Annotated in this window: 16 protein-coding genes, 1 tRNA gene and 1 pseudogene; 10 read left to right on the plus strand and 8 right to left on the minus strand. The window is 37.9% G+C overall.

Annotated features, from left to right (window positions below):
- Nucleotides 1-34: 34 nt before the first annotated feature.
- Nucleotides 35-334 carry a hypothetical protein gene (locus tag ACN0TV_RS07650; RefSeq protein WP_417361721.1) on the plus strand — a complete coding sequence of 100 codons (300 nt, stop codon included), beginning with the start codon at nucleotides 35-37 and terminating at the stop codon, nucleotides 332-334.
- Nucleotides 316-822, plus strand: a pseudogene (locus ACN0TV_RS07655) (tyrosine-type recombinase/integrase); the annotation flags it as partial. The gene ACN0TV_RS07650 and the pseudogene ACN0TV_RS07655, both read left to right, overlap by 19 nt.
- A gap of 59 nt (nucleotides 823-881) precedes the next feature.
- Here ACN0TV_RS07655 and ACN0TV_RS07660 read toward each other — a convergent pair.
- The 3 genes from ACN0TV_RS07660 to ACN0TV_RS07670 all read right to left on the minus strand — a co-directional run bounded on the left by ACN0TV_RS07660 (nucleotide 882) and on the right by ACN0TV_RS07670 (nucleotide 3,051).
- On the minus strand, nucleotides 882-1,943 hold the full coding sequence (locus tag ACN0TV_RS07660; RefSeq protein ID WP_417361723.1) for a nucleotidyl transferase AbiEii/AbiGii toxin family protein: 1,062 nt from the start codon (nucleotides 1,941-1,943) through the stop codon (nucleotides 882-884).
- A gap of 28 nt (nucleotides 1,944-1,971) precedes the next feature.
- Entirely contained in the window at nucleotides 1,972-2,715 is a 744-nt protein-coding gene (locus tag ACN0TV_RS07665) for a DUF6577 family protein (RefSeq protein WP_417361725.1), read from the minus strand.
- A gap of 263 nt (nucleotides 2,716-2,978) precedes the next feature.
- Nucleotides 2,979-3,051: transfer RNA gene (locus ACN0TV_RS07670), tRNA-Met, on the minus strand.
- A gap of 125 nt (nucleotides 3,052-3,176) precedes the next feature.
- Here ACN0TV_RS07670 and ACN0TV_RS07675 point away from each other — a divergent pair.
- The 6 genes from ACN0TV_RS07675 (at nucleotide 3,177) to ACN0TV_RS07700 (ending at nucleotide 12,887) form a co-directional block, all read left to right on the plus strand.
- Nucleotides 3,177-4,544 (plus strand): alanine/glycine:cation symporter family protein, encoded by a 1,368-nt coding sequence (locus ACN0TV_RS07675; RefSeq protein WP_417361727.1) that lies wholly within the window; start codon nucleotides 3,177-3,179, stop codon nucleotides 4,542-4,544.
- Complete coding sequence (gene era, locus ACN0TV_RS07680) at nucleotides 4,531-5,418, plus strand: GTPase Era (protein WP_417361729.1); 888 nt, start codon at nucleotides 4,531-4,533, stop codon at nucleotides 5,416-5,418. Before ACN0TV_RS07675 ends, era begins: the two co-directional genes overlap by 14 nt.
- A 103-nt stretch (nucleotides 5,419-5,521) precedes the next feature.
- A complete protein-coding gene (locus ACN0TV_RS07685; RefSeq protein ID WP_417361731.1) occupies nucleotides 5,522-7,036 on the plus strand; it encodes a choice-of-anchor I family protein in 1,515 nt (504 codons plus the stop codon).
- Between the two features lie 426 nt (nucleotides 7,037-7,462).
- Nucleotides 7,463-8,767, plus strand: a complete 1,305-nt coding sequence (gene der / locus ACN0TV_RS07690) for a ribosome biogenesis GTPase Der (RefSeq protein WP_417361733.1) — start codon at nucleotides 7,463-7,465, stop codon at nucleotides 8,765-8,767.
- Between the two features lie 83 nt (nucleotides 8,768-8,850).
- Nucleotides 8,851-11,616: a TonB-dependent receptor domain-containing protein gene (locus ACN0TV_RS07695; protein ID WP_417361734.1), complete on the plus strand. Its 2,766-nt coding sequence runs from the start codon at nucleotides 8,851-8,853 to the stop codon at nucleotides 11,614-11,616.
- A gap of 185 nt (nucleotides 11,617-11,801) precedes the next feature.
- Entirely contained in the window at nucleotides 11,802-12,887 is a 1,086-nt protein-coding gene (locus ACN0TV_RS07700; RefSeq protein WP_417361735.1) for an alpha/beta fold hydrolase, read from the plus strand.
- 52 nt (nucleotides 12,888-12,939) lie between these two features.
- Here ACN0TV_RS07700 and ACN0TV_RS07705 read toward each other — a convergent pair whose 3' ends face one another.
- The 5 genes from ACN0TV_RS07705 to ACN0TV_RS07725 form a co-directional block, all read right to left on the minus strand.
- Nucleotides 12,940-13,788, minus strand: a complete 849-nt coding sequence (locus ACN0TV_RS07705; protein ID WP_417362202.1) for a TPM domain-containing protein — start codon at nucleotides 13,786-13,788, stop codon at nucleotides 12,940-12,942.
- Complete coding sequence (locus ACN0TV_RS07710) at nucleotides 13,751-14,197, minus strand: TPM domain-containing protein (protein WP_417361737.1); 447 nt, start codon at nucleotides 14,195-14,197, stop codon at nucleotides 13,751-13,753. The genes ACN0TV_RS07705 and ACN0TV_RS07710 overlap by 38 nt, the downstream gene beginning before the upstream one ends.
- An 81-nt stretch (nucleotides 14,198-14,278) precedes the next feature.
- Nucleotides 14,279-14,890, minus strand: coding sequence for a LemA family protein (locus ACN0TV_RS07715; protein WP_417361738.1), 612 nt, complete (start codon nucleotides 14,888-14,890; stop codon nucleotides 14,279-14,281).
- Nucleotides 14,891-14,969: 79 nt separating this feature from the next.
- Nucleotides 14,970-15,299 carry a MerR family transcriptional regulator gene (locus tag ACN0TV_RS07720; protein WP_324298703.1) on the minus strand — a complete coding sequence of 110 codons (330 nt, stop codon included), beginning with the start codon at nucleotides 15,297-15,299 and terminating at the stop codon, nucleotides 14,970-14,972.
- 2 nt (nucleotides 15,300-15,301) lie between these two features.
- On the minus strand, nucleotides 15,302-16,279 hold the full coding sequence (locus ACN0TV_RS07725; protein WP_417361740.1) for a M23 family metallopeptidase: 978 nt from the start codon (nucleotides 16,277-16,279) through the stop codon (nucleotides 15,302-15,304).
- 119 nt (nucleotides 16,280-16,398) lie between these two features.
- On the opposite strand from ACN0TV_RS07725, the gene alaS reads away from it, so the two are divergent.
- Nucleotides 16,399-19,017 carry an alanine--tRNA ligase gene (alaS, locus tag ACN0TV_RS07730; RefSeq protein ID WP_417361742.1) on the plus strand — a complete coding sequence of 873 codons (2,619 nt, stop codon included), beginning with the start codon at nucleotides 16,399-16,401 and terminating at the stop codon, nucleotides 19,015-19,017.
- A gap of 15 nt (nucleotides 19,018-19,032) precedes the next feature.
- A complete protein-coding gene (locus ACN0TV_RS07735) occupies nucleotides 19,033-19,989 on the plus strand; it encodes a GSCFA domain-containing protein (RefSeq protein ID WP_417361744.1) in 957 nt (318 codons plus the stop codon).
- Nucleotides 19,990-19,991 lie beyond the last annotated feature (2 nt).

The following is a 19,991-nucleotide window of genomic DNA, read 5'->3' on the forward strand; positions in this document are numbered from 1 at the left end:
GGTGACGCGGCGGTAAAAATCGCTATTTTTACGCATGTTTTTGCGTAGAAAGAAAAATCGATCCGGTACCACTAGTGTAGTGATAGTTGAGAAGAGTCTCGGGAAATTCAAGCATGTTAAAACTATTGGGGTTAGCAGTGATGAAAAGGAGCTTGAAAAACTCCATGCCAAGGGACAAGAATGGATCTTAAAACACTCTGGTAAGGTAGATAGTTTTAAAAAATACCAGCGAGAGGAGGAGGAAAAGCTGGTGTCTGAGCAGCTATTATCGAATATTGAGAACATCCTTCTGAATGGCTCACAATTGGTATTGAATCGCATAACGTCTGGTTAGTTGCTTTTTATTTTGCAGGAATTCGTATCTCTGATATAGTACAATTAAAATGGAAAAATTTCAAAGATGGTCGTTTGTTTTACGTTATGAATAAAAATGAAAAACCTATTAGTCTTAAAATTCCGGATAAGGCAGAAACCATTTTAAAATGGTACAAAAAAGAAAAGAGATTCAATAATGGGTATGTATTTCCTTTTTTAAAGGATGCCGACCCTAAAGATGCAGAAGATCTTTTTGTAAAAACACGCAATGCAACAGCGCTATTCAATAAATACCTTAAGAGAATAGCTGAACAATGTAAGGTGGAAAAAAAACTTTCCAACCATATTGCCCGACATAGTTTTGGTAATATAGCTGGTGATAAGATACACCCCTTAATGCTTCAAAAACTGTATCGCCATAGTGATCTTAAAACCACATTGAATTATCAGGCTAATTTCATCCACAAAGAAGCTGATGAGGCTTTAGATAGTGTTATCAATTTTTAATTTTGTAAGGTTCGAAACAAATATTTGAAAGAAATAGTATCCCTATGTCTTACATTTTTTCAAGACTTTGATAAAAGCATATAGGCTTTAAACCAATAAAAGAATGATTCCGGATTTGACCTCTTTAGTTTATTTAATCGGGTTTCGAAAGGTTGTTCTATAATCCAATCGGTTAATTCTCTTGGATCTGTAAATCGTTCTATTTCTTTTGCTCCTGTTTGAAGCAAGGCTGATATATAAGTAGCCTTTGCTGCCGGTATCATGGCACGCTCTATATGAAAGTTTTCAGAAAAGATATAATTTTTGATGTTTTGAATACCTTTATGTAGCTCGGAAAAATTTCCATTACCACTTTTGCCCCTGGTAGCAATAACCATTGTTGTTTCGAATATGTCTTTTAAAACATCTTCCGGGGCTAGATTCTTCATACCACGATACGACAGCTCTGTCTTAGCAAATTGATTAAACACAGTAGAAACAATCTCCACGTCATCAACCATATCAAATAAATGACCAACATCAAACAGTTGTTTGATAATCTCCACTTCCTTCTCTCTGTTATAAGGAACGCCTGTTGTGTTGGGAGCGAACGCCGTTAGTTTGTCCCCCAGAATGGCTTCAGGTATAGGAACTGTAACCGTTAAATTTTCCCCTTCTGATTTTGTAAATATGGAAGCAATTTCAATTTCAGCAGTATAATCCTCATAATGGCTTTCCTCGTACAGAATATCCAACAAAATATATTCTTTCTCTGCTTTCGTGTTAGTAACCGGTTTGTAATAGAATTTATAATGCGCCTTCTTTATATCCGATTCTATTTCACGTTCGTTTTCCGCAAATTCAAGGAAATCTGAATTTTGAATAACACCACTAAAAATTTCCTCGATTTTCTGTGGTCTATTGGAAACAATAACATCCACATCTATTGACAATCTTTTGGGAGAAGGAAGTAACAGCATGAGTGCGGTACCTCCCTTAAATATATAATCAAGCCTACTATTTTGAAGGTGTTCCAACAAGTATAGTGCCCGTACTACCTTTTCGACTAGTATAGGATCGGATTTATGTTTTCTTGCAACATCATCTATCCATTTTATTGTTAACGAATCTGGGTGTATCATAGAGCTAAGATTCGGCAGTAAATATAGTTTACTGCCGTTGTTTTGATTTGTTTATTAGTTCTTGTATTTCTGTCTTTTTAGTTCTTCTCGAGGCATAACGCAACATTCTCGGCTCGTTGATATGGTATTTATCAAAAGCAGTTTGATATATCCTTTGTAGTTCTGCACCCTGAAAGGTTGCATACAAATCCGGATCGCAATAGATGTCAACCAACATTTTTTCAAGGGTTGTTGTACTTACTTGATTAACCTCTTGTATAGGAGCCTCTGTGGTCAAGTGCGTTATTATAACAGGCTCTTTTGCATTGGCCACATATTGATTCAGGATCTCCGTTGAAGGATCAAGAAACACATCTTTTCCCTGGTCTTTCAATGCGTAAAACACGGATTCCATAACATCCCTATCCACCTCCAGTATGGTGTAAAACCGACCAGGCTGGTGAAGCATAAATTCATTGAGCCATTTGGTTGACCATACACAAGTATTAACAAACGGAAACTGGTCGTTAATTTTCTTGGCTAGTCCTTTCAAAGCTTTGTCGATTTCGGGGACATACTCTTGAATTTCACTCTCTGAAAGCGCATAGACGCCCCTGGATAACCTATGTAGGATTCCTTTTTGGGTCAATTTATAGATTCTCCAATCTATAGTGGATCGTTTTATCCGTTCATTAAATTGCTCATAGAAATCAACAATATCATGAATGGTTATTTTTTGACCGGGAATAAACCCTTTCTTTAACTTATCGATATGTAAAGATGTATATGCCAAAACAATTCGTTTTTACAAAGGTAATAAAAAAACTAAGATTCGGCAGTAAATTATTTTTACTGCCGAATCTTGGTCTTTTATAGCTGTTCACAGGATTAAAAAGGGATCATAATTTTTTTATGGATCAATCCTTAAAAATGCTGGGTTTGCCAATCAAAATCAATATTCAACAAAAAATATGAAAAAAGGAAAATGTTTTACCCATTCTGTACCCATTGCAAAAAAGAAAGGCTCCACATTTCTGTGAAGCCTTTCTTTTCTAGTAGCGGGAACTGGACTCGAACCAGTGACCTTCGGGTTATGAGCCCGACGAGCTACCTACTGCTCTATCCCGCGATGTTTCGGGTGCAAATATACAACGTTTTTATAGTTGTACAAAGAATTATGTGATTTTATTTTTTGTTGGGTTCTTTTATGATTTTTTCTTTTTTCAAAGGGATGTTTTAATTACTTTAGTTTTCATGGATACAATCAATTCGGTTCTCAGTTCCCTGATTCCTTATGCAGAATGGGTTATGCTTTTTTTTGTGATAGGAGGCGGGTTGTTTTTACTTTTCTACTCAAGATTTAGACCATATTTGCTATTTCGACATGCAATAAGCATTGTAAGAGGAAAGCATGATAATCCAAATGATCCAGGGCAAATCAGCCATTTGCAAGCACTTTCTTCTGCCGTTGCTGCAACGGTAGGATTAGGGAATATCTCTGGAGTTGCAATTGCAATTTACCAGGGAGGGCCGGGTGTAGTATTCTGGATGTGGATGACTGCATTAGTTGGAATGATCATTAAATTTTACGGTTGTAGTTTAGCCGTGATGTACAGAACGGTACATAGTGACGGAAGACTAGAATCGGGACCTATGCATTATATGACCAAGGGTATTGGTTTTATGGGTAAACCTTTAGCGGTATTCTTTTCAGTTGCAGGTTTGGTTGGTTTTCTAGGCGTATTTACGGTCAATCAATTTACGCAAACTTTTATGAGTGTTGTCAATCCTGATGTAAACATTGCCGCACTTGGTGATTTTAATTGGAAATTAATAATTGGTATATCCTTATCTATACTAACATCTCTTGTTATTTTCGGAGGTTTACAAAAGATCGCTAAAGTTGCTACGACCATCGTTCCTTTTATGGTTGCACTGTATTTTGGAGCTGTAATGGTTATCCTTTTTACAAATACTGATGATATTTTGCCTTCATTCGGATTAATTTTTGAAGAAGCTTTTAATTTTGATACGGCTGTTAAAGGAGGGTTCTGGGGCTTGGTTATATTAGGGGTTCGTAGAGCTGTATTCTCCAATGAAGCTGGTTTGGGTAGTGCTCCTATGTATCATGGAGAATCCAAAACCAACGAACCGGTTCAAGAGGGCTTGGTGGCTATGTTAGGGCCATTTATTGACACAATTATAGTCTGTTCCTTAACGGCCATCACTATAATTATTACTGGTGCCTACCTAGAGGTTGAAACCAATGGGATTGCTATGACGCTCTTTGCTTTTGAAAAAGCGCTTTTTGGCTATGGTGATATATTGCTGTTGCTAATTGTGGCAGCCTTTGCTATGTCTACCTTATTTACTTATTCCTATTACGGAACTAAGTGTCTTTCGTATTTGACAAACCCTAAAATTGCAAAATGGTTTAACGTTTATTACATCGCAACCATTACCTTTGCAGCAATAACTTCAGTAGGACTCGTAATTAACCTTATCGATTTAGCATACGCACTGATGTGTATTCCTAATATGATAGCCCTTATTTGGCTAGCGCCAAAGGTGAATGCTTCTATGAAGTTATATTTAAACAAGATGAAAAATGAAGGGACATAAAGCAGGCTTTGTAAATATTGTAGGAAACCCTAATGTTGGGAAATCCACTCTTATGAATGCTTTGATTGGAGAGAAACTCTCTATTATCACATCAAAAGCACAAACCACTAGGCACCGTATTTTTGGGATTGTAAATGGTGACGATTTTCAGGTGATATTCTCCGATACTCCAGGTATAATTAAACCTGCCTATGAACTTCAGGAATCCATGATGGATTTTGTTAAATCCGCCTTTGAGGATGCAGATGTGTTGGTTTATATGGTAGAGATCGGGGAGAAAGACTTGAAGGACGAGGCTTTCTTTCAGAAGATTACCAATTCCAAGGTTCCTGTACTACTCCTTTTAAACAAAATTGATATTTCTTCTCAAGAAGTACTTGAAGAACAGGTACAATTTTGGAAAGAAAAGGTGCCAAATGCTGAAATTTATCCGATCTCAGCCCTTAAGAATTTTAATATTGAAACAGTATTTAATCGCATCTTAGAATTACTACCCGAATCACCTCCGTTTTATCCTAAGGATCAGATTACAGATAAACCTGAACGCTTTTTTGTTAATGAGACGATCCGTGAAAAAATCCTAATCAACTACAATAAAGAAATTCCTTATGCTGTTGAGGTAGAAACTGAAGAGTTTCTAGAAGACGAAAAGATCATTCGTATACGCTCAGTTATTATGGTAGAGCGCGATACTCAAAAAGGGATTATTATTGGTCATAAAGGGTCTGCCCTTAAAAGGGTAGGGATTCAGGCACGTAAGGATCTTGAAAAATTCTTTGGCAAGCAAGTCCATATAGAGATTTTTGTTAAAGTCAATAAAAACTGGCGTTCAGATCAACGACAGCTTAAACGTTTTGGGTATAATCAAAAATAACTTTTAGTTTACCTCAAAGTAATTAAGTAACAAAATCATCTATTTAAGCTAACAGTAGCATAAAGTGCATTCGTTTTCTTTGGTAAAATTTAAAAACCACCAAATGAAAATTAAAAATGCATTTCTTTTTGCTGCCATAAGTGTTGGCTTTATGTCTTGTGAATCGGACGATAATGATTGTTGCGTAGAAGTTGTTGATCAACAAATTCGTTTTGAACATCTAACAACCATTGCGGCTGGAGGAACTACTGAAATCTCTGCTTTCGATCCTAGTACTAAAAAATTATTTACAGTAAATCCGGATATGGATGCGGTAATGGTCTATGATCTGACTGATCCTACCAAACCTGTTGTGGGAGGAGTAATCGATGTGAGTACCATAGGCACACCAAACAGTGTTTCTGTACTTGATAAACAATTGGCCATAGCTGTTGAAGCTTCCAACAAACAAGCCAACGGAAGCGTGCTTTTGTTTGATGCGGAAAATCATGCTCTACTACAAAATTATACCGTAGGCGCTTTACCTGATATGGTAATCTTCTCGCCAGATGGTAGATACATCTTAACTGCTAATGAAGGAGAGCCAAGTTCAGATTACCTTACTGATCCCGATGGAAGTATCAGTATTATCGAAGTAAGTTCAGGGGTTGTTTCTACACTTGGTTTTGAGGCATTAGAAAATCAATTGGGTGCATTGAAAGAAAAAGGTTTTAGGGTTTTTGGACCAGGGGCTACTTTAGCTCAGGACATAGAGCCTGAATATGTAGCAATATCAGATGATTCTAAAACGGCTTGGGTTACCTTACAGGAGAATAATGGAATGGCTAAGGTGAATTTGGAAACCAAACAAATAGAAGCTATTTATCCTTTTGGCTTTAAAGATCATATGTTAAACCAAAACATGTTGGATGCTAGTAACAAGGATGGAGTTACTGAACTTAAAAACTGGCCTGTCAAGGGTATCTACCTTCCAGATGCTATAAAATATACAAATATCAATGGAGTTGGCTATTTAATTACGGCAAACGAAGGGGATTCTAGAGATTACGATGGGTTTTCAGAAGAGGCAAGGGTAAAGGACTTGGTTTTAGACGCTACCTTGTTTCCAGATGCGGCAAGTCTACAGGCAGAAGAAAATTTAGGTAGACTTAAAACAACCACCACCATGGGTGATATCGATGGTGATGGAGACTACGAAGAAATATACGCTTATGGTGCTCGATCTTTTAGTGTTTGGTCTACAACTGGAGAACTTGTCTATGATAGTGGAAGCACAATTGCTCAAATAGTTCTTGATCAAACACCTGCTAGCTTTAATGCTGATGAAGGTGAAGTCGATGGGAGAAGCGATGATAAAGGCGCAGAACCAGAAGCCATTGAGGTGTTAAAAATAGGAGACAAGACAATATTGTTTGTTGGCTTGGAAAGAAACAGTCAGGTGATGGTCTTTGATTTTAGCAACCCTACTTCCCCGGAATTTCTACAAATTCTTGAAAGGGCAGGAGATAATGCTCCTGAAGGTGTGCTGGCTATTGCGGCAGAAGATAGCCCTAATAATAAGGATCTCTTGGTGGTGACCAATGAAGACAGTGGGACTATTAGCATCTACCAGAATTAATAATTTATCTAAGAAATGGGGTTGGGATATGTAGTCCACATTTAGTGCAAGGGGTGCTGGGATTTTTCCGCACCCCTTTTAAATTCATGATTTTTGGTTATATAAATTGAGGCATACACTATTAATATAATAGTAGCCTTAAAGGCCAAAATGGCCAAGAACTACTTACAACTTTAATTGTAGTTGATTTTTAGAAGAACCTTTTACTGAAAAAATGACCTTAACTATTCGTGATACATTGATTAGCTTAAATACTCCAGAGATCCTTCTCGAATTTTTTGGTGGGACTACACCCTTTAATTAAATCTAAAAACTTCCAACTATTGTGTTTTTTTAGCTTTTGATTTCCCTAGTAGGATATCAGTGTGAATTCTTCAACTAAAAACTAAAAAAATAGAATTACCTTTGCCTAATAAAATTATAAGTATGAGTGCTATAGTAGCCATAGTAGGAAGGCCAAATGTTGGGAAATCGACTTTGTTTAACCGATTGATAAAACGTAGAGATGCCATTGTTGATGAAATTAGTGGTGTAACACGTGACCGACATTATGGGAAAACTGACTGGAATGGTCGTGAGTTCTCTATTATTGATACAGGTGGATATATTGTTGGAAGTGACGATGTATTTGAAAAAGAAATCGATAAGCAGGTTGAACTTGCTTTGGATGAGGCTGATGCCATAATATTTGTGGTTGATGTAACTGCAGGTGTTACTGGTATGGATGAGGAAGTAGCACAATTACTTCGACAAGTTGATAAGCCTGTATTTATAGCAGTAAATAAAGTAGATAGCGGCAAGAGGGTTGCTGATGCTGTTGAGTTTTATTCTTTAGGGATTGGGGATTATTATACCATTTCTAGTATTAATGGAAGTGGAACGGGGGAATTGCTTGATGCCGTAGTGGAGGCTTTGCCGGAAGATGAAGGTGAAGAGCAAGATGAATTGCCACGATTTGCTGTTGTAGGTCGTCCTAATGCAGGGAAGTCATCATTTATTAATGCGCTTTTAGGTGAAGATCGCTATATTGTAACAGATATCGCTGGAACTACTCGAGATAGTGTGGATACCAAATATAAACGTTTCGGCTTTGAATTTAACCTTATGGATACCGCCGGGATTCGTAGAAAAGCCAAAGTTAAAGAGGATTTAGAGTTCTATACCGTAATGCGGTCTGTACGTGCTATTGAACATAGTGATGTATGTTTGTTAGTGTTAGATGCAACACGTGGTTTTGAAGGTCAGGACTTAAATATTTTCTGGCTTGCTGAACGAAATAAAAAAGGAATTGTAATCCTAGTTAACAAGTGGGATATTGTAGAGAAAGAAACCAATACAGTTAAGCAGTTCGAGGCTTATATCAGGGAACAAATAGAACCTTTTACTGATGTTCCAATTGTTTTTATTTCTTCGCTGACTAAACAGCGAATTTACAAGGCCATAGAAACAGCGGTTGAAGTGTATCAAAATAAAACCAAACGCATTAGTACATCACAACTTAATGATGTGATGTTACCTATTATTGCGGCTACACCGCCTCCTGCACAAAAGGGGAAGTATGTGAAAATTAAATTCTGTACGCAGTTACCGACTCCAACACCTCAGTTTGCTTTCTTTGCGAATTTGCCGCAATATGTAAAGGAACCATACCGAAGATATGTGGAAAACCAGCTTCGTAAAAACTTTGATTTTAACGGTGTTCCTGTCCAAGTATACTTCAGAAAGAAATAATAGTCTTGTTAAAGTATTATTAAAAAGTACAAATTACACTTAAATGTCCATGTATTTGGTTTATTTTGGGCAAAACTATTACCATGCATCAATCAAAACTTTTAATCTTATTCCTTTTTTTAGGAATAGTTGCTTCTGCTCAAGAATACGAAATCACAGGTAAAGTTGTCGATAGTGAAACCAATGAACCCTTGGAGGCTTCTACAGTTTATGTAGAATCTGTAAAGGATAGTTCAATGGTCGCATATACGATAACGGATCAGAATGGAGATTTCGTTTTAGAAGCGCGCACCAACAGCGATAAGTTAAATTTATTTATAACTTATAATGGATACAAGCCGAATGTTCGGGTACTTGATCTCGAACAAGACAAAATAGACCTAGGTTCGGTTGGCTTACAACTTCAAGCAGAAGAGCTGGAAGGGGTTAGCGTTGTTGGGGAAAGGGTTCCGCTTGTGATCAAAAAAGACACCTTGGAATTCAATGCAGATTCCTTTAAAACTCGACCTGATTCCAATGTTGAAGACGTGTTGAAAAAACTACCTGGTGTAGAAGTAGATATAAATGGTAAGATTACCGTTAACGGTAAAGAAGTGGATAAGGTTTTGGTTAATGGCCAAGAGTTTTTTAGTTCTGACCCTAAAGTGGCTACCAAAAGTTTACCTAAGGAGATTATTGATAAAATTCAGATTACAGATAGTAAGACTAAGACCCAAGAGTTTACGGGAGAAGAAGGTGATGGTGAAACTAAAACCATTAACCTGACTGTCAAAAAGGATAAAAATAAAGGGTATTTAGGAAGGTTAGCCGCTGGATATGGAACTGATGATCGCTATCAGGTTAATGGTATTGTCAATTACTTCAATGATAAAGAACGTATCAGTGTACTTGTAGGTTCTAATAATATCAACAATGCTGGTTTTTCTTTTGATGAGATCTACGATATGGTAGGGAATTCAAGAGGGGGTTATTCTTTTGCTAGTAGTAATGGTCTGATTAATAATTTCGGAAGGGGTATAACTACCTCCTCTACTGCAGGGGCAAGTTATGCCAATGCTGAGAAAGGAGCTTATGAAATTGGGGCGAATTACTTTTTTGCCTATAGTGACTCTTATAACAATCAAAAGACATCAAGGGAGAATATTCTACCAGAAGGTAGTTATTTTACCGATAGTGAATCTCGTTTTGATGGTAGCACCAACTCTAATAGAGGTGCAGGAGAATTTGAGTTTGACATTGATGAGACCTTGAGAATCTCAGTGGAACCTGTCTTGAGTGTGAATCGTACAAACTCATATGATCAAAGCAGTACAACCACTACGGATTTGGACGGGAATATATCAAATAGCAATGAGCGTTCTACCGTAAGTGATGGAATGCAGCGAAGCTTTAATAACAGAATTGACGTCTTAAAGAAATTGGATACTCTTGGTAAGTTTATTCGTTTGTCGTTTAGAAACTCAAATTCGATTAACGAAAACGAATCTAACTTTGTATCCAACCGTCAGATATTTGGAGACCAACCTAATGAAGAAGCCTTAGATCAGATGCGTTATTCTGATAACAAACAAGATAATTATACGGTTTCAGTTGGCTATCGTCAACCCTTATCAAAATCCTATTTTCTTGATTTCGGATACGAGTATAATACGAATTCTCAAATGAATGAAAACTCGGTATACGATTTAGATAGATCTAATGGAGAATATGAGCAGTTTAATGATATCCTAAGTACGAACTATGAGTTTGATTCCCAAACACAGCGACCATCAATTGGAATACGCAAAGAAGGGGAGAAGTTTAGATTTAGATTTGGAGCGAACTACCAACTAACTGACCTTTCCAATAAGGACTATTTGCATACGGGAACTTTTGATCGTGATTATGAGAATTTGTCTTTTGACGCTATGGTTCAATACAAGGTGAATAGGAATTTCAATATGCGCCTTCGATATGGTTCAGGTGTAAACGCTCCTTCGGTTGGTGAATTGCAGCCTGTTAGAAATATTTCAAACCCTTTAAATGTTATCGTAGGTAATCCTGATTTGGGATTGGAAAAAAGCCATCGATTCAATTTGAACTTGGACAACTTTAACTGGAAGGAAAGGACAGGTTTCTTTGTTTATATGGGGGCCCAAATCCAAGAAGATAAAGTAGTTAGTGTGACAACCATTGATGAGGATTTGTTGAGAACGACCACTTTTGATAACGTGGATGGAAACTTTAACTTTTATGGAGGTGTAGGTTACTCTAAGCAAATTAAGAAGGATAGTACCTATACGATTAAAATTAATTTTGATCCAAGTCTTAATTATAATAATGACGTAAGCTTTGTCAATAATAATAAGTTAACTGCAAAACGATTTTCATTTTCTCCAAGATTGGGTGTAGGGTTTAATTTTGGCGAATTGTTAGAGATCGAACCAAACTACAGCGTGAGTTTTAACAATACCAAATACTCTCTTGATACCACGGACGATCAAAATTTTATATCGCATAGAGCATCTTTAAGAGCAACTACTTACTGGCCGGAGAATATTGTTTGGGGTAATGATTTCAGTTATACCTATAATGGCAATGTTTCTTCTGGTTATGACAAAGACGTTCTCTTTTGGAATATGAGCCTAGGGGCGCAGTTCTTAAAGGATAAACTACTGTTTAAGGTGTTAGCCTATGACCTGTTAAATCAAAACAACAACAGTGCTAGATCCACAGGAGCCGATTATATTCAGGATTATCAAAGTACGGTTCTTAAACGCTATTTTATGGCAAGTGTAACCATTAAGTTTGATAAGTTTGGAGGTAAAGGAAAGCCAGAAGGTGGTCGCCGGTTCTACAGGATTCGATAGACCCTCTTAGATTTTTACAGATCGTTTATATAGATAGAATAGTCCTCAGTAATTCGATAATTGTTCGATTGCTGAGGACTATTGCTTTAATAAAAAAACAGATTAAATCAGTTGTAAATCAATGGTATATATTTTTTTTACTAATTTGTGATACACTAGCAGTGCTATAACTAAATCAACATATTGTGAATACTAAAGGGTCATTACTTCTTTTTAGCTTTTTTCTAGGTTTTTGGGTGCTATTAACTTCTTGCCAAAAAGCTCATCAAATCGACGTCGAACTTTTTATTCCAGTTGATAATTCCAAATTATATGTACGCTTGGCTGGTAACGCCAATGGTCCCATAGTTATCAACCTTCATGGTGGGCCGGGTGCTTTCTCTGGTTTTGCTCGTGAATCCTATAAGGATTTTCTTGAACAGGATTACCTAATTGCCTATTTGGATCAAAGGGGTGGCGGTAAATCAGCTGTTGAAAAGGATTCTACAATGCTGACCATGAAACAATTTGTTAAGGATTTGGACATAGTGGTTGATACCTTAAGAAAGCGATATAAGGGTAAAGCTATTAATCTTATAGGGTCATCCTGGGGTGGAACATTAGGATTATTGTATATGGTAGCCAATCAACAAAAAATAAACGCCTTTGCCTGTATTAGTGGAAAGGCAGATGGAATGTATCCCATCCTTGCACTGATTGCAAAAGAAAAAGAACTGGCTACGGAGTTTCTCAATAAAGCCAATGATTCCGCCTCTAAAGAACGGTACCAAAAAATATTGTCCAAATTAAATGAAATGGAAAACAGTGATTTTGATATATTTTTTAAGGATATGAATCTAATCAAGCACACTTATACAAAAGCATTGGGGTTCGATGCTTATTGGGCCAATAAGGAGGCTCAGCAAACCGCGGCTGAATTGGCTTCGGATACGGCCTATTTTAGAAGAGCTGGTTATACCATGCAAGCTTTTGATAGGGCTATGGAAAAGTATGAATATGTCAATAGGGTCTTTAGAAATACTCCGGCGTACAATCATTTAAATATATTGGACGAGATCTCAGTGATTCAAAAACCTATTTTGGTGTTACAAGGAGAATTTGATTATGCCATAGGAGTTCAACAAGCTAAAATGATCTATGAAGCCTTAACTGGGGTGTCAATGGGTGATAAAAAGCTTATCATCATTCCCGAAACCGCTCACAATCTGAACCTTGAGGCTCCAAAGCAGTATAACAATGTCGTTAAATCGTTTTTTAATAAATACAATTAGCTTGGAAACCCAAATGCAGTTTTATTTTTGTCAGATTAGCTAATCATACGTTCTACCAGCTTCCACCTGCACCACCTCCACTGAATCCGCCGCCGCCGAAACCACCGCCGAAACCACCTCCACTGAATCCTCCGCCACCTCCGAAGCCACCGCCTGTTCCACCTCTTCCGAGATTACTTAGGATGATAATGTCTAATAGATCAATGCCTCCACCACCTCGTCCTCCGTTTCTTCCACCACGATTATTTCGGTTTTTGGATAGGATGATGATGATGATAACAAATATGATAAAGACAAATACGAACCCTAGGCCTGAAGAACCTGATGGTTGTCCTCCTCTAGGTTGTGGGGTGCCTTGATAAGTGCCGTTAAATAAATAAATGAGCGCATCTGTACCTTTTTGAAGTCCAGCGTAATAGTCTCCCTTTTTAAATTCAGGTATGATGATGTTTCTAACGATCTCTCCGTTGATACCAGCAGTTAGTTTGTGCTCCAATCCGTAGCCTGGAGAGATCCAAATCGTACGTTCTTTAGCAGCTAATAAGATGAACACGCCATTGTCTTCTTTGGATTGCCCAATTCCCCATTCTTGAGCCCAACGCGGGGTTAAAAGACCGATGTTTTCTCCATTGATGGTTGGAACAGTGGCAATCACAATCTGTGTGCTAGTCGTATCTGCATACTGAATTAACTTCTGTTCAAGAGCGGATTTTTCAGCTTCCGATAATAGTTTAGCAAAATCATAGACACTGGTGTTCATGTCTGGTTTTGCTGGAACATCAAATTGTGCAAATAGGGATGGAATCTGGAAAATTCCAATAAATAAAAATATGAATAACAGCTGCTGCTTTGTTTTCAAGATGCTAGTTTTTAGAAATGTGGTCCGGGAGTTGATTGACATCATCACGGTGCCAAGGAAAGTGTGCTTTCAGTTCTTCGCCCGCTTTTAGTATTCCTTCAGTTAAACCGAGTTTAAAATTATTGTGTCTAAAGTGGTATTGAATTTTATCTTTTGTGGATTCCCAAAAGTTTTTTGGTACAACTTGATTAATCCCTTTATCGCCATAAATGGCAAAGGCTTTGTCTTTGGCCGCTACATAAATTAAAACGCCATTGCGCTGCGTTGTATTATCCATTTTTAGAAAGTGAAACACTTCTGATGCTCTTTTGAGCGGAGTTAATTCCCCGGAGGAAGGTTCGATATGTACACGTATCTCTCCTGAGGTTTCTTTTTCCGCTATTCGTATAGCTTCAATAACTTCTTGTTCCTCTTCTAGGGTTAATAATTGTTCTACATTGGAAGAATTCATGCGTGTGCAATTTTGGTTCAACGAAAAGATGAAAACTTAAAAAAAAGAAAAAAGCTGCTCTTTGAGGAGCAGCTGTGCGTATTAACTGTTTTTGTCGTCAAAATTGAAATCTACCTCTACAGGCTTCTCAGCTCCTGCTTCAGCATCAAAATAAGGCTTGCCTTCAAAATCGAATAGCCCAGCCAAAATCGAGTTAGGGAATTTCTTGACGTGATTGTTGTAAGGGGTGATCGCCTCATTGTACCGAATCCTAGCCGTTTGAATGGTGTTTTCCGTACTGGTTAACTCATCTTGTAGCTTGAGGAAGTTTTGATTGGCTTTGAGTTCTGGGTAGCGCTCCACACTTACCAATAACCGGCTCAATGCGCTACTTAAACCACCTTGGGCCTGGTTAAATGCTGCCAATTGCTCCGTTGAAATGTTTTCCGGATTGATGTTTACTGAAGTTGCTTTTGCACGAGCTTCTATAACATCGGTGAGCGTACTTCTTTCAAAGTCTGCAGCACCTTTAACGGTATTGACAAGATTTCCAATCAAGTCGTTTCTACGTTGATAGGCAGTTTGTACATTTCCCCATGTTTGTGCTACGGTTTCGTTAAGGCTTATCGCTGTGTTGTTAAAGCCAACAACCCAGTTGTAAATACCAAATCCGATAACGGCAAGTACGATAAGGGCAATAATCCACTTTTTCATAATAGTTGATGTGTTAGTGTTGTTCTTAAATTATAAGTATTTGAAACATAGATATTGTTACAATGCTGAACTAAATATATTACAATTGTTCTTTAATTTTAGATAGTTCTGCCTTGATTCCTTCTAATTTACGAATTATCTCAAAATTAGAAAGGGTTTTTTTCTTTTGTTCTTTAAGATGCGTTTTTGCCCCCTCAAGTGTAAAACCGCGTTCTTTTACTAAATGGTAAATGAGTTCCAAGTTTTTCACATCTTCTTGGGTGAACCTTCTGTTCCCTTTTGCATTCTTTTTGGGCTTGAGAATATCAAATTCTTTGTCCCAGAAACGGATAAGAGAAGTATTCACGTCAAAAGCCTTAGCAACTTCTCCAATGCTGTAATACAATTTATCAGGAAGATCGATATGCATTATTAGTCTAGTGATTGGTTTTCTTGTGATGCAGCATGAAGTAGCGCTTCGTATTCATCGGCAGATAAGGAACCGTAATAGAAGTTGATAGGATCAATGCGCTCTCCGTCTTTCCAGACTTCGTAGTGACAATGCGGAGCTTGGGATCTTCCGGTACTACCTACAAATCCAATGAGGTCACCACGTTTTACCTTTTGTCCTTTACGAACATTGTATTTGCTTAAATGCCCATAGAGGCTCAAATATCCAAAACCGTGATCGATCCTAATGTGTTCACCATATCCAGAGGAATTGTTATCAGCACGGACCACGACACCGTTTCCAGTGGCGTATACCGGTGTTCCTCTAGGAGCTGTAAAGTCCATTCCTTTATGCATTTTTCTAACCTTGGTAAACGGGTCGGAACGCCAGCCGTATCCAGAGGCCATCCGAGTTAGATTTTCATTACTGATCGGCTGAATTGCAGGAATTGCAGCTAGTAATTCTTCTTTTGCTTTCGCAAGATCTGTGATCTCATCCAATGATTTAGATTGTATCACAAGTCTCTTTTGAAGTTTTTCTAATTTTTGAGTAGCCCCAATGATAAGGTCGGATTGATTAAATCCTTCAAGGTGCTTGTAGCGGTTTACACCTCCAAAACCAGCAGTTCGCTGTTCTTTTGGTATAGGGTTGGCCTCAAAATAAACACGATAGATATTGTTGTCTCTATCTTCTATATTTTCTAGTACTTCTTCAACTTGGGCCATTTTTTTATTCAACAACTCAAATTGAAACTCGTAATTTTTTAATTCTCTTGCTTGGGAAAGTTCTTTTGGTGTACTAACTAGGCTGGTGTTTAATAATATTAATAGACAGATTCCACCAAAAAGAAAGGCAGCTACAAAAAACAAACTAATATTGATCGCTTTTTTCCCTTTCTTAGGTTCTATCCTTCTGTAGGATAAAGTTTCGGAATCGTAATAATATTTAACCTTAGACATTAGTTATAAAAGTTCTATTTTTGCCAAATGAAATGGCTGTTCTCCATGATGAGTAACGGACAAATATATAAATTGTTTTTTAGCCGAGTATAATTTTTAGTAAAAGTTAAGATTTAAACATGAAATCGAGAGATATCCGCAAAAAGTTTTTAGATTTTTTTAACCAAAAAGGACACACCATAGTACCATCGGCACCTATGGTGATCAAGGATGATCCAACCCTGATGTTTACCAATGCAGGGATGAATCAATTCAAAGAATATTTTCTTGGGAATAAAACGCCCAAAACCACACGATTGACTGATACTCAGAAGTGTTTGCGTGTTAGCGGGAAACACAACGATTTGGAAGAGGTAGGTAAGGATACGTATCACCATACCATGTTCGAGATGTTAGGGAACTGGAGTTTTGGGGATTACTTTAAAAAAGATGCTATAGCCTGGGCTTGGGAGTTGTTGACTGAAGTTTATGGGATTGATAAGGATATCATTTATGTGACTGTGTTTGAAGGTTCTGATTCTGAGGGTTTAGAATTGGACCAAGAAGCCTATGACTATTGGAAGGCCATAGTTCCAGAGGATCGCATCATCCTAGGGAATAAAAAAGATAACTTTTGGGAGATGGGAGATCAAGGGCCCTGTGGTCCATCTTCAGAGATCCATGTTGACATTAGACCGGCAGCTGAAAGGTCCAAGATTTCCGGTGCATCCTTAGTGAATATGGATCACCCTCAGGTAGTAGAAATTTGGAATTTGGTATTTATTGAATTCAACCGTAAGGCAGATGGAACTCTAGAGAAGTTGGCCGCACAGCACGTAGATACTGGAATGGGCTTTGAACGCCTAAGTATGGTTTTACAAGGAACTACAAGCAATTACGATACAGATGTCTTTACACCGCTGATCAGAGAAATTGAAACCATCACCTCTACGGAGTATGGAACCTCTGAAGAAACTGATATTGCAATCCGTGTGATTGCAGACCACGTTAGAGCCGTAGCATTTGCTATTGCAGATGGGCAGTTACCAAGTAATACAGGTGCCGGATATGTGATTCGTAGAATTCTTAGAAGAGCCATTCGTTACGGATTCACCTTCTTAAATCAGAAAGAAGCATTTATCTACAAATTAGTAGACACCTTAAGCAAACAAATGCACGAGTTCTTTCCAGAACTTAAGAAACAAAAAAACATCATATACAATGTGATCAAGGAGGAAGAGAATTCCTTCCTACGTACCTTGGCACAAGGACTGTTGTTATTGGATACCGTTATAAAAGAGAATGACGCAAGCGAAATCCCAGGAGAAAAGGCTTTTGAACTTTACGACACCTTTGGTTTCCCAATCGATTTGACAGCACTAATTCTTCAAGAGAAAGGCTATACCCTTGATCAAAAAGGATTTCAAGAAGCACTTGAAAAGCAAAAAACAAGATCCAGAGCTGCGACCAAGGTTGAGACTGGTGACTGGGAAGTACTGATCGATGATCCTGTAGAAGAATTTGTAGGGTATGATCTTTTGGAGACTCCGGTTAAAATTACACGCTATCGTAAAGTCGATAGTAAGAAGGAAGGTACAATGTATCAATTGGTATTTAACATTACGCCTTTCTATGCAGAGGGTGGTGGGCAAGTTGGAGATAAAGGATATCTTCAAGCGGCCAATGGTGATGTGGTTTATATCGTAGATACTAAGAAGGAGAATAATTTAATTATTCACCTGACCAAACACCTTCCGAAGGATATTCATGAAACCTTCACAGCTGTTGTTGATGCTAAGCAACGGGAACGTTCAGCAGCCAACCACTCCGCTACGCACTTGTTGCACCAAGCACTTCGAAGTGTATTGGGGACTCATGTGGAGCAAAAAGGAAGTATGGTACGAAGTGGTTACTTGAGATTTGACTTTTCTCATTTTAGCAAATTGACCAACGATGAGCTTTCTGCAGTGGCTGATTTTGTCAATGCTCGCATAAAGGAACATTTACCATTGGAAGAGAATAGACACACGCCATATCATTTAGCTATTGAAAATGGTGCCATGGCACTCTTTGGAGAAAAGTATGGTGATGTGGTGCGTACAATTAAGTTTGGTGAAAGTGTAGAACTTTGTGGAGGAACCCATGTGAAGAATACCAGAGATATTTGGCATTTTATAATCAGATCAGAAGGAGCAGTAGCTGCAGGGGTGCGAAGAATTGAGGCGATTACTTACGATACGGCTCAAGAATATTTCACTTCACAAACTGAAGCTTTCCATCAGGTTAAAGAGGTCTTAAAAGGTAATTCTGCCGATCCGTTAAAGGCGGTAACAGCTTTACAAGAGGAGAATTCAGCTTTGAAAAAGCAAGTAGAGCAATTATTAAAAGAGAAAGCAAAAGGACTGAAATCAGAACTAAAAGCGTCTCTTGAGTCTGTCGACGGAGTTCAGTTCTTAGCTACTGAAGTTGATCTGGATCAAGGAAGTATTAAAGACTTAGCATTTGATCTAGGTTCAGAGTATGACAATCTATTCTTATTGTTTGGTTCAAACCACAATAATAAAGCGATGTTGAGTTGTTATATCTCCAAAGAGCTTGTGAAAGAAAGAGATCTTAATGCTGGGACCATTGTAAGAGAATTAGGTAAACTCATCCAAGGGGGTGGGGGAGGCCAACCTTTCTTTGCAACAGCGGGAGGTAAAAATGCAGCTGGAATTCCGGAAGCATTGCAAAAGGCAAAATCGTATATACAGGCTTAAATAAGCCTTTAGCGTATGAAATTACAAACGCAAATCCCTTTAAAACAGCAGCAACCTTTGATTGATTACCATTCAAAGGTGCTGTTAATGGGGTCTTGTTTTGTGGATAATATAGGGGAGCAGCTGACTTATTTTAAATTTCAGAGTCAGTCTAATCCTTTTGGAATCTTATTTCATCCAAAGGCTATAGAGCGTGTGATAACCCGAATAGCAGAGGGAACGATTTTTACAGATAAAGATTTGTTTTGGCATCAAGAACGCTGGCAATCTTTGGAGGTACATTCTACATATTCTGATACCGATAAGGAGCGTTTACTCTCGGTGCTGAACCATAAAATAACCGAAGAGCATCAGCGCTTAAAAGAAGTTTCACATATAGTTGTTACTCTAGGTACAGCCTGGGGATACAAGCATTTGGAGTCGAAAAATATCGTGGCTAATTGTCATAAATTACCACAGCACTATTTTGAAAAGCAGCTCAGTCGTGTTGACCAGATTCAGGGTAATTTGCAGCATATCATTGAAGTTGTTAGAGCTATAAACCCAAAGGTAAAATTGATTTTTACAGCCTCACCAGTGCGACACCTAAAAGATGGCTTTATTGAAAATCAGAGGAGTAAGGCGCATTTGATTACGGCAATCCATCAATGTATAGAAACCCTAAATGATCCTGGGATTACCTACTTCCCATCTTATGAAATCGTCATGGATGAATTGAGGGATTACCGTTTCTACAGAGAGGATATGATTCATTTAACTCCTACGGCAATCCATTATATTTGGGAACGATTTTCTTTCACCTGGTTGAGTCCCACCACTATAGAAGTTATGGAGCAGGTAGACAAGATCCAGAGTGGTTTATCACACAAGCCTTTTAACCCAAGTAGCACACAGTACTTGGATTTTAAAGAAAAGCTTCAGCAAAAAATTGCGTATATTTCTAAGAAATATCCCCATATGCAATTCGAATAGCT

It is taken from the genome of Galbibacter sp., assembly GCF_048266365.1.
Classification (GTDB): Bacteria; Bacteroidota; Bacteroidia; order Flavobacteriales; family Flavobacteriaceae; genus Galbibacter.

Bases quoted from the DNA above. Each gene is read 5' to 3' on its own strand.
- ACN0TV_RS07650 (WP_417361721.1), top strand. From the start codon at position 35: ATGTTTTTGCGTAGAAAGAAAAATCGATCCGGTACCACTAGTGTAGTG.
- ACN0TV_RS07660 (WP_417361723.1), bottom strand. From the start codon at position 1,943: ATGATACACCCAGATTCGTTAACAATAAAATGGATAGATGATGTTGCA.
- ACN0TV_RS07675 (WP_417361727.1), top strand. From the start codon at position 3,177: ATGGATACAATCAATTCGGTTCTCAGTTCCCTGATTCCTTATGCAGAA.
- era (WP_417361729.1), top strand. From the start codon at position 4,531: ATGAAGGGACATAAAGCAGGCTTTGTAAATATTGTAGGAAACCCTAAT.
- ACN0TV_RS07685 (WP_417361731.1), top strand. From the start codon at position 5,522: ATGAAAATTAAAAATGCATTTCTTTTTGCTGCCATAAGTGTTGGCTTT.
- der (WP_417361733.1), top strand. From the start codon at position 7,463: ATGAGTGCTATAGTAGCCATAGTAGGAAGGCCAAATGTTGGGAAATCG.
- ACN0TV_RS07695 (WP_417361734.1), top strand. From the start codon at position 8,851: ATGCATCAATCAAAACTTTTAATCTTATTCCTTTTTTTAGGAATAGTT.
- ACN0TV_RS07705 (WP_417362202.1), bottom strand. From the start codon at position 13,788: ATGTCAATCAACTCCCGGACCACATTTCTAAAAACTAGCATCTTGAAA.
- ACN0TV_RS07710 (WP_417361737.1), bottom strand. From the start codon at position 14,197: ATGAATTCTTCCAATGTAGAACAATTATTAACCCTAGAAGAGGAACAA.
- ACN0TV_RS07715 (WP_417361738.1), bottom strand. From the start codon at position 14,890: ATGAAAAAGTGGATTATTGCCCTTATCGTACTTGCCGTTATCGGATTT.
- ACN0TV_RS07720 (WP_324298703.1), bottom strand. From the start codon at position 15,299: ATGCATATCGATCTTCCTGATAAATTGTATTACAGCATTGGAGAAGTT.
- ACN0TV_RS07725 (WP_417361740.1), bottom strand. From the start codon at position 16,279: ATGTCTAAGGTTAAATATTATTACGATTCCGAAACTTTATCCTACAGA.
- alaS (WP_417361742.1), top strand. From the start codon at position 16,399: ATGAAATCGAGAGATATCCGCAAAAAGTTTTTAGATTTTTTTAACCAA.
- ACN0TV_RS07735 (WP_417361744.1), top strand. From the start codon at position 19,033: ATGAAATTACAAACGCAAATCCCTTTAAAACAGCAGCAACCTTTGATT.